This is a genomic window from Geobacter benzoatilyticus (assembly GCF_017338855.1).
GTDB lineage: Bacteria > Desulfobacterota > Desulfuromonadia > Geobacterales > Geobacteraceae > Geobacter > Geobacter benzoatilyticus.
On the sequence record NZ_CP071382.1, the window covers coordinates 2,202,375 to 2,216,981 of the forward strand.

The window sequence follows — 14,607 nt, forward strand, 5'->3', positions numbered from 1 at the left end:
AAGAAACAATGGAAATGGAACGGGGCGAGCGCCCCTGGGGGACATATACCGTCCTTGATGAGAGCAATGGCTACAAGATCAAGCGGATCGAGGTGAATCCGGGGCAGAGGCTTTCACTCCAGATGCACCATCACCGCAGCGAGCACTGGATAGTAGTCTCCGGCACCGCTAAAGTCACCTGCGGCGAAGACGAGTACATGGTCAACGTCAACGAGTCCACCTTCATCTCCATCGGCAAGAACCACCGCCTGGAGAATCCCGGCAAGATCCCCCTCGTCATCATCGAGGTCCAGAGCGGTGAATATCTGGGAGAAGACGACATCGTCCGTTTCGACGACGATTATCGGCGCTGCGAGGCGGCGGTTGAGCCGCTGCCCGGCGAGTAAGAGCAGATTCCTTCCACCGGTTCCGCTAAGCAATCCACCAATCAATTCATTCCAAAGCGGGTTTCAGCTCCTGAGGGACTGTGCCATTATCGCCCTGTTGTAGGCGGTGGTGATGGCGAGGCGGGTCAGGATACCGACAACCCGCTTTTTTTTGTTCGGCTCCACAACCGGCAGTTCATCAAGAGTTGTGCAGTCTATGATTTGAAGTGCTTCGGCCAGGGAATCGTCACTGGTTATGGTCTGTATCTCGCCGGTGGCCATTTCCCCCAGAGTGACCCGGTCAAGAAGTTCCGGATCGAACGCGACCCCGAGGAAGTCGTGGATAGCCACGACGCCGCATAGTTCTCCCGCCCCGGTGACGATGGGGAAGGTTACCTGGCGTGATGAGTGGGTGCGGGCCATGAACTGGCGGATGGTCATGGTTTCGGGGTAAATCTCCGGATCGCGCACCATGACTCCCCTGACCCTGATAGACTCCAGTACCGTCTGTTCCCTCCCCGTGTGCAGGTCGATCCCCTTGTCCGCAAGGTCGGCGGTATCCAGGGATTCCTTGCGGAAGTGCCGGGCCACTGCGGTGCCTATGGCGCAGGCGAGCATGATGGGGACGATGACCTTGTAAGATCCGGTCATCTCGAAAAGGAGGAATATTCCCGTCATCGGCGCATGGGTTACCGATGCGAGAAAAGCCCCCATTCCCACCAATGCGTAAGCCCCCGGCGTTGCTGTTTGCAGCGGGAAAAGCACGTTTGCCAGGAAGCCGAAACTCATGCCGGTCACTGAACCGATGAAAAGCGACGGGGCAAAGGTCCCTCCAGGCAATCCCGAGCCGAGGGTGAAACAGGTAGCGGCTATTTTCCCCACGATGAGGAGCGTGACGAGCAGCCATCCCAGGTCGTTGCCCAGGGCCATTTCGATGAATTCGTAACCGTTACCCTGTACCTGGGGGAGGAGCACCGCCACGCAGCCGGCAAGGAATCCGCCGATCAGGGGCTTCCAGAGGGGGGGGACGCTAAGGTTGCTGAAAAACTCCCTGGTTTTTGAATAGCCGGTTATGAAGAGCGCAGCGAGACAACCGCACAGAATGCCGAGCACGGCATATAAAATTAGTTCGACTGGATTGACTAGTTGGTAGGCCGGAACATCAAAGGCCGGGATATCGCCGTACATGGCCCGCGAGACGACGGTGGCCATACCTGAAGAGATGACTATGCTCGTGAAGGATGAGAGCTCGAAGGATGAAAGAAGAACAATCTCCTGGGCAAAGAAAACGCCGGCAAGGGGGGCGTTGAAGGTGGCTGCCACTCCGCCGGAGACACCGCAGCCGATAAGGATTTTGAGCCGTTGCTCCGACATCCCCAACAGGTGCCCGATTACTGACCCGGCGGTTCCACCGATCTGGGCGATGGGACCTTCCTGGCCTGCGGAACCCCCCGAGCCTATGGTGAGGGCCGATGATATCCCCCTGGTGAACATTAGCCTGAGCGGCAGGCGTCCCCCCCGCAGGTTGACCGTTTCCAGGAATCGGGGAAAGCCGAAGGCCATATCCTCCTTGTACCTGACGAAGAGGGGCAGCATCATGAGGGCGCCGATAACCGGGAAAACCGCGGCCCAGAGGCGGCTTGTGTCCCAGACGTAGGGGGAATAGCCGGTTATTCGGGAGCCGTACTCGATTATGATCCGGTGGAAAAAGTCGATCCCGGAACGGAAGGCGTAGTTGCAGAAGCCCGCCAGGAGCCCGATCCCCACGGCAAGGATCGCCATGAGCGTATTCTCGCTGATCCGCATCCGGGCCAGAAGAGAGAAAATCCATCGCCGAATCCGGACAAACCGGCGCAGCAGGTGGAGGTCATGGATAAGTACCAGTGGCGTGGTCCAAAGAGGTGATTTTCGGTTCGGTTCGCGGTCCATAGCTCGGCAACCTGCTGGGCAGGTGAAGGGATACTATATACCAGGGTGGAGCGGTTCGCATAACTAATTTCCCCGGTATTCCTCCAACACCGTCTCGACCCCCCGCAGGGAGAGCGAGGCCCGCCCGGGTCGATGGACGAGGGTGTGTCCCAGTTCGTGGAGGGCCTTGTCCAGGAGGAACGAACGGAGAAGGGTTTCCAGATCATTGCGGTCTGCCGGGACGAGAGGGCTCGTGCCCATCCGGTCCAGGTACCCCGCAAGATACCGGCAGCTCACGTGGTAGTAGCAGGCGTTGGCCCATGGCTCCATGAGGGGAATGTCCCCGGGATGCGCGGCCCCGTGCCGGGCGAGGGCAGTGAGAGTCGCATTGTGGAAGGAACGGATCATCCCTGCAATGTCCCTCAGCGGCGAGCGCTTGATGCGGCGTTCTCCGAGCGTCCCGTCTGGCTCCCCCTCAAAGTCAATGATCATGAAATCCTTGCCGGTGAATAACACCTTGCCCAGGGTGAAGTTGCCGTGGATGCGGATTTTCATGGCCTCTATCCGCCTTCCGACGATGAGGCGCAGTATGGAAAGGATCTCTTTCTCGGCGGCCAGCACCCGGCCGGCGGCTTCCAGGTCTTCGGTCGGCAGTTCCTTCCGGCACTGGGCCAGAAGCTGGAGACTGCGGCGGGCCTGGTTGCGCATGGACTGGTAGACGGAGCGCTGGTAGAGGGTCGAGTACTCTTCCGGCCGCCATGCCGGGTCGTTCCCTCCTGATGCCAGGGCAAGATGGAGCTCTGCGGTCCGTGTGCCGAGAAGTCCCGCCATTTCCAGGTAGAAGCCTCCGATGAGATCGGCAATCGGTTCCGGAACAGCGCAGGCGCTGCCGTCGATGAAGTGCGGGAATCGTTCGGGCGGCGGGGGGAGTTCGCTGCGGCGTGAAAGTATTCGGTCGAAGTATTGCTCCAGCAGGTGCAGTGCGAGTCGCCACCCGTCCCCCTGGTTGGGGATGTAGCCCTGGAGAAGGGCAATGGTGCAAGGGTCGGCGCCGCGGCGCCGCAGTTCCAGGCTTCCCTTGAACGGGGCAACGTTGGGGTAGCGGGAATTCGCCGTAAGGAATCGAGCGGTTTCAACTTCAGAGTTGAGGCCCGGTTCCACCTTGCGGTAGAGTTTGAGGACATGGCGGTCCCCGTAGGTGATGATGCTGTTGCTCTGCTCCGCCTTGGGGATATCCGAGAGGAGGTGCTCCAGTTCTCCCGCGTCTTCGGTGCGTCCTCCTCCTGCATGAACGGGAGCAACGGTACTGTCTCTTTTGCCGTGAAGCCGGCGCCGGCCAAGGGCAAGAGCGAGGAGCGCCTCCCTGAATTCCCGGTCGTAGACCGCGTCGCAGAGAATCCCCTCCTCATCCCCCACGCAAAGGATTGCCACGGCCGCCCGTGGTGATTCGGCGGCAACCCTTTTCGCCCCGGCTCCCGTGAGCAGCGCAACGGGAATCATGTAGGTTTCCGGCGCCCCTTCCTGGTAGCGGACCTCCAGAAAGAAAATGGGAAAAATCTTTTCATCCCGGCGCAGGAGCACGGTATCCCGCAACGTGTAGCCGATGATGGCTCGACCCTTACCCTGGAACCAGCCGCTGCGGTTGAGGTATCCGGTTGCTATCCGCTCCAGGTGGGTGTCACCCCGGGAGTGTTGGAGGCTTTCCCACCAGGGTAGCCCGCCGTGGATTTTGATGCGGGGCAGTTCTCCCTCTTCTGCCAGCGGCATCTCCTTGCGGCGCAGGAGGAACCAGAAATGATCGTGGGGGCCAAGGGTAAGGGGGTAGGGGGACTCCCGGATTACCGGGAAACGGTTGCGGCTGAAGAGATCTTCGGGCGGGATCCCGGCGAATTCCTTCAGATCGAGGCTTGCGGCCTGGGCGAAGCGGGAGAGGTTGGCCACCACGAGAATTACCTCGTCGTCGAGCCGTCGGAGAAAGGCGAGAACTTTGTGGTTGGCCGGGTAGAGCATTTCGAGGCTGCCACAGCTGAAAGCCCTGAAGCGCCGCCGCACGGCGATGATGCGCCGCATCCACCAGAGCAGCGACGTGGGGTTGCGCTCCTGGATATCCACGTTCACCGCTTCGTAGTGGTATTCGGGGTCGATGATGACCGGCAGGAAAAGCCGCTGGGGGTTGGCGGAAGAGAAGCCTGCGTTGCGGTCGGGGCTCCACTGCATGGGGGTGCGGACACCGTTGCGGTCCCCCAGGTAGTAATTGTCACCCATGCCGATCTCGTCGCCGTAGTAGATGATGGGGGTGCCGGGGAGCGAGAAGAGGAGGGCGTTCATTAACTCGATTTTCCGCCGGTCCCGGGCAAGGAGCGGCGCAAGGCGGCGCCGGATTCCCAGATTTATTCGCGCTTTCGGGTCGGCGGCGTAGACCCGGTACATGTAATCCCGCTCTTCGTCGGTCACCATTTCCAGGGTCAGCTCATCGTGATTGCGCAGGAAGATGGCCCACTGGCATCCTTCAGGGATGGACGGGGTCTGATCGACGATGTCCACCACGGGAAAGCGGTCTTCCATCTCGATGGCCATGTACATGCGGGGCATGAGGGGAAAGTGGAAGAGCATGTTGCATTCGTCCCCTTCCCCAAAGTAGGCGATGGCGTCCTCGGGCCACTGGTTGGCTTCACCCAGGAGCATCCGGCCGGGAAACGATGCGTCCACGTGGGCCCGGAGCTTTTTCAGGAAAGCGTGGGTTTCGGGGAGGTTTTCGCAGTTGGTCCCCTCACGCTCGAAAAGGTAGGGGACGGCATCCAGCCTCACGCCGTCCACCCCTATCCGGAGCCAGTAATCGATTACGCGAAACATCTCTGCCTGGACCTTTGGGTTATCGTAATTGAGGTCCGGTTGGTGAGCGTAGAAACGATGCCAGTAATAAGCCTTGGCCACCGGGTCCCAACTCCAGTTGGACGTTTCGAAGTCCTGGAAGATTATACGGGTCTCCCGGTAACGTTCAGGGGTATCGCTCCAGACGTAGTAATCGCGGTGGGCCGACCCCGGCTTGGCCCGCCGTGCCCGCTGGAACCAGGGATGCTGATCGGAGGTGTGGTTAAGGACCAGTTCGGTGATGACCCGTATGCGGCGGGCGTGTGCTGCCCGGAGAAACTCACGGAACTCCCGCAGCGAGTTGTAGCTGGGGTTTACGCTGTAGTAGTCGGCGATGTCGTAGCCGTCATCACGGAGTGGTGATGGGTAGAAGGGGAGAATCCAGATGGCGTTGATTCCCAGGGACTGGAGATAGTCGAGCTTTCCCACGAGGCCGCGGAAGTCCCCCATCCCATCGCCGTCGGAATCCGCAAAGGCCTTCACATGGAGCTGATAGATGACGGCGTCGCGGTACCAGTGGGGATTGTCGTCGAAAAACGGTTCTCTGCGAGGCATGGGAACTCCTTTGCTTACTCTTCTTCAAACGTCTCCAGGAGTGCGACGGGGAAATCGGCAAGCACCGCGGCGAGGGGAAACGAGGTCTTTCCTTCCCACAGCGACGTCACGAGCCGCTCGCCGGTGAGGATGTTGCGGTAGAGGCGGCCGGTGCTCTCGAAAGGGATGACAAGCCGCGTATCCTCCCAGACGTCGGCACCGAGGAGCAGCCCCCTGCTTTGGGCCGCCAGGCGCGTAAAGAAGCGTGGAGCTACGGCAATGAGCGTCTTGTCGTCGTTGTACCGCTCGAAGGCACAGACGTTGTCGCTCTGTGGACCGTGAACCTCAAGGGGAAGGTACTTGCCGAGCTCGAAAACCGTGCGGTGCTCCCGGCGATGGGAGAGGAGCTTCCAGGTCAGGTAGAGCTTCACTCTGCCGTCATCCATGGTTTCCAGAAGCTCCCGGACCAGGGCGCGCGCGCCCCGTTCCCGTTCTGCCGCTTGCAGTTCTTTCAGCATGGCTGCTCGGATCTCGAAGTCTACCGGCCGTCGATTGTCGGGATCAACGAGACTGAAGTCCCAGAGCTCCGTCCCTTGATAGAAGTCGGGGATGCCCGGCGAGGCTGCTTTCAGCAGGGTCTGGGAGAGGGAGTTCAACAGACCGCAACGGATTATGCCAGGAATAGTCCTGCGCAGGTCGGCTAGAAAACTGTTGGAGGGGACGTCCCGCAGGATGGTTTCCACGAAATGGAGCGCAGCTTCTTCGTGAAGGGCATCAGGGTTGATCCAGCTCGTGTTGACTTTCGCTTCCCGCATCGCCTTGAGAGTGTATTCCTTGAGCCGTTCCACGAAAGGCCGTTGTATCGCGCCCAGAGGATCATGCGCCGGCCAGGTTCCGACGATGGTCTGGTAAAGGAGGTATTCTTCGTTACGGTCCGGCACCCTGACGCCATGGACAGCAACCTTGCGGCCCAGGTTCATGCGGCTCCAGCGTCTCAGACAGTCGTGCCATAATGCAGGGGCTTCCGAGAGGACGCAGATTCGGGCGCGGACATCCTCGCTCCGTTTGGTGTCGTGGGTGGAGGTGGTCAGCATGGCCGTGGGGTTGCTCTTGGTCCGCTCGATGTTTTGGCCGTGGAACGCCTCCAGGGGGATGCCGAACCGTTCGGGGGTCCCCCCCACCTCGTTGAGGGAGACGAGCCGGTTGTAAACGTAGAAGGCGGTGTCTTCCAGCCCTTTGGCCATGACCGGCCCGGTAAGCTGCTGGAACTTCATGACGAAATCGATCCACTGCTCCTGCTCCTCCCTGCCGGTGCTGTCGTGGAACCGGAGCAGGAGCACATCCTCAATGAAGGTGAAGATCGATTCGCTCATAGCCGGATTGCGCCGCTTGGCCTTGGCCACCGCATATTCGATGTACTGGCGGTCACGGTCGGCCACCTTGCGGGTCGCCGTGTAGGTTCGATAAACGGGGAAATGGGCGATTACTTCCGTCAGGGCCTTGATGAGGCTTCCCAGAGTGAAATCGCGGGTGTGGCGGTTGCTTTCCGACAGGGTGTTGAGGTAATGGCCAAGGGTGTTTATCTCGCCACCCATGGAGAACCGCATCACTTGTTTCTTCTTCTGGTAGGCAATCTCGGCGAAGTTGGGACGCTCCTGGATGAACCGTGCGTAGATGCCGTCGAACTCACGGCTGTTGCCGGTGTCCACCAGGAGGCCGGTCACGGCGTTGGCAAATTCGTACCCCGTTGAGCCGTAAACCCGCCAGTCCTCGGGAAGCCGCTCGCTTTTGCCGAGGATTTTTTCGCAAATGATATAGAAAGGCTTGGACTGGGGAGAGACCGATATCATTTCGTCGTAGAGTTCAAGGATCCCCTCGGCGAATCCCTTCTCGTTATCCGGGGCTTCCTGTTCGCCGGCGGCGGCAGGCAGCAAGGCAAGACGGGTCTGGAGGAAGCAGGCCCGCTGGAGCCGCCTGAAATAGTCGGTGGGGTCATAGAGTCCGTCGGCGTGATCGATGCGAAGCCCGGTTACCTTCCCTTCGCGCACCAGTTCCAGAAGCAGCCGGTGGGTCTCCTCGAAGACCTGGTGGTTCTCCATCCGGATTGCGCCCAGTTCGTTGATGTCGAAAAAACGGCGATAGTTGATTTCATCGGTGGCGGTGCGCCAGTGGGCAAGACGGTAGACCTGGTTCCGCAGCAGCCCGTCCAGCAGATCGAAGCTGCGGGGATTACCCTTCTCGCCGTTGAATATCCGGACGTTTTCATTAATGAATTCCTTGATGGCCCAATTGTCGCGGCACAGCTTCCAGAGCCGCTGCTTGATCACCTCTTTTTCACGGTAGCGCTCCTGCACCAATGCCGGATCGCGCTCGGTGTAGAAGGGGAGGTGGGAGATGGCGGTGACGATGCTCAGGAGTTCTTGATGCCCCTCGTGATCGGGGGGAAGGAGGCGGCCCAGTTCGGAAAGGCGGAGGGTGAGAACGGGGGAGTAGGTTTTGGGAATGATGGGGAAGCGGTGCCCATAGTAATGTATGAAGAATGCCCCGTCTTCAAAGGAGAGGACGAGTTCCCCGTTTTCGAGAACCGTCCCGTACTGATCCCCGAGAACAGGGATGAGAACCTTGTCGGTCAGCTCTTTCTTGACCGGCGACCAGTCCACGTCAAAAAAATTCCCATGGATGGAACTGGGTCCGTTTTCCAAGAGGTCGAGCCAGCGCGGGTTCCCGCCCCCCTCAATGCACATGTGGTTCGGGACAAAATCGAGAATCTGCCCCATGCCGTGGCGCCTGAGGGTTTCGCAGTAGGAGTCGAAATCTTCACTGCTGCCGATTTCAGGATTCAACAGGTTGTGGTCGACGATGTCGTAGCCGTGCATACTCCCCGCCCGTGCCTTGAAGAAGGGGGAAGCGTAGACGTCGCTCACTCCCAGGGCGTCAAGATAGGGAACGATGCGCTCTGCGTCCTGGAAACGGAAGGCTGCGTTGAATTGCAGCCGGTATGTTGCTGCCGGTATTCTGGCATTGGCTAGGGTTGTTTGATCCATGTAGTACTCCAACTAAAGTACCTGACGATCATCCTCTGCCGTAAAGCGTTACGCTGAATGGCATAAGGGTGAGGTTCTGGCCATCGTCTCCTGGTCTGACGAGTTCTGGAGAGGCGCTTCCCTGCCCCCCCCAGTCTTTATCTGCAGAGTCCAGGAGCCGGATGCATTCGCCGTGGTGGAAGGGGAGACGGATGGCGCGGGGCGTGCAGCCAAAGGCAAAGAGAGCGATGAGCTCTTTCTCCCCATGGCGATAGCAAAGGGCAATGACTTCATCCGCTTCAAGCCCGGCAACCTCAATCCTATCCCTCTCGGGGGCGCGCAACTGCGGGAGCTCCCGGCGCAGCCGGATCAATTCCCGGTAAAAGGCGTAGATGAACCTGTGCCACCCATGGCGGCGGCGTTCCGGATCTATCCCTGCGGTGATGAAGGTTCCTTCCGCCTGTGGATCGGGAACTTCACCGTGTACTTCAAAGGATGCGAATTCCGTGCGCCTTCCCTGCCGCACCGCCGCTGCCAATTCCGGGTCGCCGTGGCTGGTGAAGTAGGGGAATGGAGCCGTTTCGCCGTATTCCTCCCCCATGAAGATGAGAGGGAGGTAGGGGGAAAGGATGACCGCCGCGGCAGCCAGCTTGAGCTGCTCCAGGGAAAGGCGGGAGGATGGGCGGTCCCCCAGAGCGCGGTTTCCTACCTGATCGTGGTTTTGGGAGAAAACCACCAGCCGCCGGGGAGGCAGGTCTGCCGAAGAACTCCCGTGGCGGCGCCGGTGATGACGGGAGTATTCACCCGAGTATACGAAACCTTCCCGGAAGGCCTTCTCCAGTTGGCGAAAGGTGCCGAAATCAACGAAATACCCGCAACGTTCCCCCGTTAGGTACGTCATGAGCCCGTGGTGGAAATCGTCGCACCACTGGGCGTGGAGGCCGTGCCCCCCCGATTCCGCCGGCATGATGGTTCGCACGTCGTTCAGTTCGCTTTCTGCAATAACGTGCACATTTCTTCCGAGACGCCGCGCCAGGGAGTTGACTGCCTGGGTGATGTCCCGCAGGATGTGGCGGGCGCTGAAATCGTAGATGCCGTGGATGGCGTCGATGCGCAGGCCGTCCATGTGGTATTCGCTTACCCAGTGGAGGGCGTTGGCGATAATGTAGTGTCGCACCCCGTCGCTTAGGGGGCCGTCGAAGTTGACTGCATCGCCCCACGGAGTGCGGTAGCGGTTGGTAAAGTAAGGGGCAAAGGAGTGAAGATAGTTTCCCTCGGGGCCCAGATGGTTGTAAACCACGTCGAGAATCACGGACAGCCCGCGGCAGTGGCAGGCGTCCACCAGCGCCTTGAGCCCGGCTGCGCCTCCATAGGCATGGTGCGGGGCAAAGGGGAATACTCCGTCATATCCCCAGTTGCGGCGGCCGGGGAATTCCACCACCGGCATCAGCTCCAGGGCGGTTACCCCCAGTTCGCACAGGTAGTCGAGCCGTTCCATGACCCCTTGAAAGGTTCCTTCCGGGGTGAAGGTCCCCACATGGAGCTCACAGGTAATGAGCTCCTCCAGCTTTACCCCCTGCCATCCGCCATCACTCCAGGCAAAGTCCGGATCAACCACCTGCGAGGGGCCGTGGACCCCCTCGGGCTGGCACCGCGAAGCCGGATCGGGACGCCGCAGCGTGCCGTCCACCAGGTACCGGTAGCGGTCCCCTGCGGCCATGCCCGTGATGGTCCCCTGGAAGTAATCGCCGGCACGGGCGAGGGGGGACGGTTCCTTTTCCCCGTCTCCGCAGCGGACAACATCCACGGAAGAGGCCAAGGGAGCCCAAACCCTGAAGCGTACTCCTCCGGCAACCGGCGTCGCCCCGATATCCATGTGCCATTCGGTCATTTCTCAACCCTTCCGGTTGGCGGGGAAATCTCCATTTCTCCGGCAGCCTGCCTGGATCGGAAAGGGTATTTCATTATTTCTCCGGTGCTCCCTCCCCGGTTATATCCGATTGCAGGCGCCCGATCTTTAGGTTGTATTCATCCACCTGCCGCCTGAGGTCTGCAAGTTCGCGACTGCGGGTGAAACGCCGGGGGAGGGAGGCGAGGTATATGGTGAGTGCGCCGACGACGAAGGTCATGAGCAGTACGACGACAAGGGGCCCTTCGAAGTACCAGACAAGGAACTGCACATGGACCGATTGCGCGTTCTGCACGGAGAATGTTACCACCAGGGCGGTAAGGACTATGGCAAGGAAAAGCGCAAGTTTCACTGGACCTCCTTGTTTTTGGCGTGGGGTTCCGGAACTGGGTCGAGGGTTTTCCGATTCTGCCGTTTGAGGTAAAAGATTAACAGGGAATCGGCCGGCGTGCAAAAAAATGCCGGTTCCGGTGTCGTGATGACTGGCGTAAATCCTTTACTGCCGGGGGTCCGTGACTGGCTTGCTCCCCTCCGGCCTTGACAATGGAAGGTTTGTAACGTAGGGTGACCCATCCGGTTAAAGGTGTCGGTCAGGGGGGTCCCTAAAGGCTGTACGTGCCGGAAAGATAACGGGGTAACCACGGGAATCGACTGCTCAAGACGGTTGCCTTTGGGTTTTATAAGCTATGAAAAATTTGAAATTGATCAAAATACATTCAAGGCCGTATTTCGTGGAAAAGCTCGCGCATTGGGGCTTTGACGTCTCTCCACCCTGCTAGGCTCTCTTCTTTTATAATTATCTCCGATAAAATCTCAGCATTCCCTATTTGGAAGCGGTCCGTAGCCCGCAAGTTTGTCAAACTTTCAGCACTTACACCCATTACAAGGATAATTTCAGGAGGTTGGCGATGAGGCCAATCTTTACTGGATTGGCCTTGTTTATCTCGCAACACCGTTTTCCCTTAAATACTTGCGTGGGGTGATTCAGTCAAAAGGAAGATGGACGGCAGCCTTGCTGCCATATATCTGCCCTCCGCTAAATCAGATGGGACAACGTGAGCGCATGTGCGGTATAAATCCCGCTATAAATTTCGTACAACCAATGCCCTTTCTTCCGTTTACCCGGCATTGTGAATACTAAGGTCGGTCTGGTTGTGGAGAGGGGGGAATGCTGTTAATGTTTAAGTCAATCAGATTTGATTGCCGCAGGCACTGCACCGTGAGGGGGCTATGTTTAATCCCTATTTGCGCTACAAAATAAAACGGCTCCGCGAGTATATAGCCGAGCATACCGCCGATATCGACCATCGGGGGATCATCCGGAACGCGGTGGCGAACGTCGAGCTCAACGGGAGTTATTTGGCGATGCTCTTGCTGGCAGGGGTGATTGCGCTTCTGGGGCTTCTGACAAATAGCGTAGCGGTGGTTATCGGGGCCATGCTCATCTCTCCCCTCATGGGACCGATTATCTCCTTAGGCCTCGCATTTACCATCGGCGATTTGGCCCTTGCACGGAAGGGGATGAGGTCAATTGCCGTGAGTGTTGTTCTCACCATTGTGGTGACAACGCTTGTTGCTTTCATATCGCCTCTCAATGAGCCTACTTCCGAGATTCTTGCCCGTGTTCGCCCCAATATCTACGATCTATTTGTCGCGATGCTTGCCGGCACAGCTGGTGCCGTTGCCCTTTGCACAAGGATAAATTACTTGATTACCGCTACCGGTGTGGCGGTGGCTACTGCGGTAATTCCTCCCCTTTCAGTGGTTGGATTTGGTTTGGGGAGTGGCCGTCCCATGTTGGGGCTCGGCGGCTTCCTCCTGTTTTTTACCAACTTTGTGGCTATCGTCCTTACCGCCGACCTGGTCTTTTACCTGTTTAACTTTCACAGTGCAATGGTTGCGGAGGAGAAGGTCCCGGCCCGCAAACGTCTCATAATTCTCGGAACGGTGCTTGCTTTGATCTCTGTTCCCCTTGTCTATACCTTGGTGACGGACCTGCGCAAGGTTAAGGTTAACAGTCGTGTAGAGAGGATACTGAAAAGTCATCTGAACCATCAGGACCTTTCCCACTTAACCGGATTCAGCAAGGTGGAACAAGGCGGCGGAATCAGCATACATGCGTCAATAAATACCGTGAAACTCTATGAGGACCCGGCTGCAAAGAAAGTGGAAAATGAGTTGATAACAGCTCTCGGAAGGCCAGTTAAACTGAAGCTGGAGCAGGTTCTCGTTACGGCAGGAGGGGTGGAGCCAAAACCGCGACCTATATTTCCGGTGAGCGATGTTCCCGTGCCGGCCCAGCGGAAAGAGACGCCAACCATTGCACTGGTGGAGTCCAACTCCTCCGCGTTGCTCAAGGATCTCCGCTATGAGCTGGAACCGGTTGTTGCGCCGTTTGGCCCGGATGCTCTGTCCCTGCGATTGACGGAATCATCGGGTCCTGTAGGTCTCACCATATCGCTCCGTCGTGATTATCCACTGTCGGCCGAAGAGCATGAAATGCTCCGGCGTCTTGCTGAGCGAGAGCTTAAAGCTCCCGTAGACTTGTCGATCACCCTGCGGCCTTTTCTCCCACCGCTCTTGATGGAGGGGGAATCACTCTCATCTGAAAGCGTCAAAGCTTTGGGGGCTATTGAGAAACTTCCCGGCGGCCCAGCTTCCTTTACCTATAGCATTGGCGTTGCCGGCAGGGAGTACAAGCGCAACGCCGCGGTACTTCGCGGGTATCTGATTGAGCGGTTCGGCATTGCTCCCGGCGACATAAAGGTTGCCAGGGCGTCTGGCACTGCCGGCCATGGCGGGAAAATCATGCTCAAAGTGCTGAGGAGATAGGGATCTGTGATGCAAAAACATCTCAACATGCTGCGGGAATTTTCCCTTCCCCTTATTGCGGGGGTGGTGGTTGCGCTCGTTTGGGCCAACTTCTGGCCCGAAACCTACCATGAATTCAATTACAAGCAACTCCTAGGCCCCCTGAATTTCCACTTTATTACCAACGATATCTTCATGGTCTTTTTCTTTGCCATCGCGGCGGCGGAAATTACGGAAAGCTGCATGCCCGGAGGCGATTTCCACCCCCTCGGCAAGGCTGCCGGCCCGTTATTAGCCACGGTCGGCGGCATTATAGGTCCGGTCGCGGTTTATTTGCTGCTGAATCAGGTTTTTGGCTCAGCTAACTTGGTGAGCGGATGGGGGATACCGACTGCCACCGATATTGCCATTTCATGGCTCGTGGCGCGGATTGTCTTCGGCGCCAATCACCCGGCCGTCTCGTTCCTGTTGCTGCTGGCCATAGCGGATGATGCGGTGGGCCTTGCCATAATAGCCTTTTTTTACCCTGACCCCAGCCACCCCCTGGAGCCGGCCTGGCTCATTCTTGTGGCGGCGGGGATGGGGATTGCCTGGGCGCTGCGGCGCTCCCGAATCAGAAACTACTGGCCCTATCTCATCGCGGGGGGCGGCGCCGGTTGGGCCGGGCTCTACAACGCCGGTCTCCATCCCGCGCTTTCCCTTGTTTTCGTTGTGCCGTTTCTTCCCCATCCGTGGCGGGAAACAAGGCATCTTTTCGAGGAGGATCCCCGCGATGCCTCGACCCTGGCCGCCTTCGAGCATGAATGGAAGGTGGTCGTGGATTTCGGCCTTTTCTTCTTCGGACTCGCCAACGCCGGCGTGGAGTTTTCATCTTTCGGCACGGCAACATGGCTTGTTTTCGGCTCACTCCTGTTCGGCAAGACGCTCGGCATCTTCCTGTTCGCCTGGGCGGGGCACCGGTTGCGGCTCAAGCTGCCGGAAGGGATGGATTACGGGCATCTGCTGCTGGTGGGCATCATTGCCGGCATCGGCTTTACCGTATCCCTTTTCATCGCCGGCGAAGCGTTTGCGGACCCTCAGCTACAGGATGAAGCCCGCATGGGTGCCATTCTGAGCATTTCGATGGCGGTTATCGCCATTGCCGCCGGTAAAATCATGGGGGTAAGGAGGAAGATTTAAAACCACA

8 protein-coding genes are annotated in these 14,607 nt (G+C 58.6%); 3 read left to right on the plus strand and 5 right to left on the minus strand.

Annotated elements, in window-relative coordinates; genetic code table 11:
* Positions 1–14 precede the first annotated feature (14 nt).
* A complete protein-coding gene (locus JZM60_RS10365) occupies positions 15–386 on the plus strand; it encodes a cupin domain-containing protein (RefSeq protein ID WP_207165568.1) in 372 nt (123 codons plus the stop codon).
* A 63-nt stretch (positions 387–449) separates the two neighbouring features.
* Here JZM60_RS10365 and JZM60_RS10370 read toward each other — a convergent pair whose 3' ends face one another.
* From JZM60_RS10370 to JZM60_RS10390, 5 genes are all read right to left on the minus strand, one after another.
* On the minus strand, positions 450–2,294 hold the full coding sequence (locus JZM60_RS10370) for a chloride channel protein (RefSeq protein ID WP_207162330.1): 1,845 nt from the start codon (positions 2,292–2,294) through the stop codon (positions 450–452).
* 63 nt (positions 2,295–2,357) lie between these two features.
* Positions 2,358–5,699: a maltose alpha-D-glucosyltransferase gene (gene treS, locus JZM60_RS10375; RefSeq protein WP_207162334.1), complete on the minus strand. Its 3,342-nt coding sequence runs from the start codon at positions 5,697–5,699 to the stop codon at positions 2,358–2,360.
* A 14-nt stretch (positions 5,700–5,713) separates the two neighbouring features.
* Complete coding sequence (locus JZM60_RS10380) at positions 5,714–8,722, minus strand: malto-oligosyltrehalose synthase (RefSeq protein ID WP_207162335.1); 3,009 nt, start codon at positions 8,720–8,722, stop codon at positions 5,714–5,716.
* A 28-nt stretch (positions 8,723–8,750) separates the two neighbouring features.
* Positions 8,751–10,592, minus strand: a complete 1,842-nt coding sequence (treZ, locus tag JZM60_RS10385) for a malto-oligosyltrehalose trehalohydrolase (RefSeq protein ID WP_207162336.1) — start codon at positions 10,590–10,592, stop codon at positions 8,751–8,753.
* Positions 10,593–10,665: 73 nt separating this feature from the next.
* Positions 10,666–10,962 (minus strand): LapA family protein, encoded by a 297-nt coding sequence (locus JZM60_RS10390; protein ID WP_207162337.1) that lies wholly within the window; start codon positions 10,960–10,962, stop codon positions 10,666–10,668.
* Positions 10,963–11,840: 878 nt separating this feature from the next.
* Between JZM60_RS10390 and JZM60_RS10395 the strand changes: the two genes are divergently transcribed.
* Together JZM60_RS10395 and JZM60_RS10400 are read left to right on the plus strand one after the other, a co-directional pair.
* The gene (locus JZM60_RS10395; protein ID WP_207162338.1) at positions 11,841–13,442 is read left to right on the plus strand and encodes a TIGR00341 family protein; all 1,602 of its coding nucleotides are present in this window, start codon (positions 11,841–11,843) and stop codon (positions 13,440–13,442) included.
* Between the two features lie 9 nt (positions 13,443–13,451).
* On the plus strand, positions 13,452–14,600 hold the full coding sequence (locus tag JZM60_RS10400) for a Na+/H+ antiporter NhaA (RefSeq protein WP_207162340.1): 1,149 nt from the start codon (positions 13,452–13,454) through the stop codon (positions 14,598–14,600).
* The last annotated feature ends 7 nt before the right edge of the window (positions 14,601–14,607 follow it).

Excerpts from the sequence above, each read along its gene's own strand:
- JZM60_RS10365 (WP_207165568.1), top strand. The coding sequence starts at position 15 with ATGGAACGGGGCGAGCGCCCCTGGGGGACATATACCGTCCTTGATGAG.
- JZM60_RS10370 (WP_207162330.1), bottom strand. The coding sequence starts at position 2,294 with ATGGACCGCGAACCGAACCGAAAATCACCTCTTTGGACCACGCCACTG.
- treS (WP_207162334.1), bottom strand. The coding sequence starts at position 5,699 with ATGCCTCGCAGAGAACCGTTTTTCGACGACAATCCCCACTGGTACCGC.
- JZM60_RS10380 (WP_207162335.1), bottom strand. The coding sequence starts at position 8,722 with ATGGATCAAACAACCCTAGCCAATGCCAGAATACCGGCAGCAACATAC.
- treZ (WP_207162336.1), bottom strand. The coding sequence starts at position 10,592 with ATGACCGAATGGCACATGGATATCGGGGCGACGCCGGTTGCCGGAGGA.
- JZM60_RS10395 (WP_207162338.1), top strand. The coding sequence starts at position 11,841 with ATGTTTAATCCCTATTTGCGCTACAAAATAAAACGGCTCCGCGAGTAT.
- JZM60_RS10400 (WP_207162340.1), top strand. The coding sequence starts at position 13,452 with ATGCAAAAACATCTCAACATGCTGCGGGAATTTTCCCTTCCCCTTATT.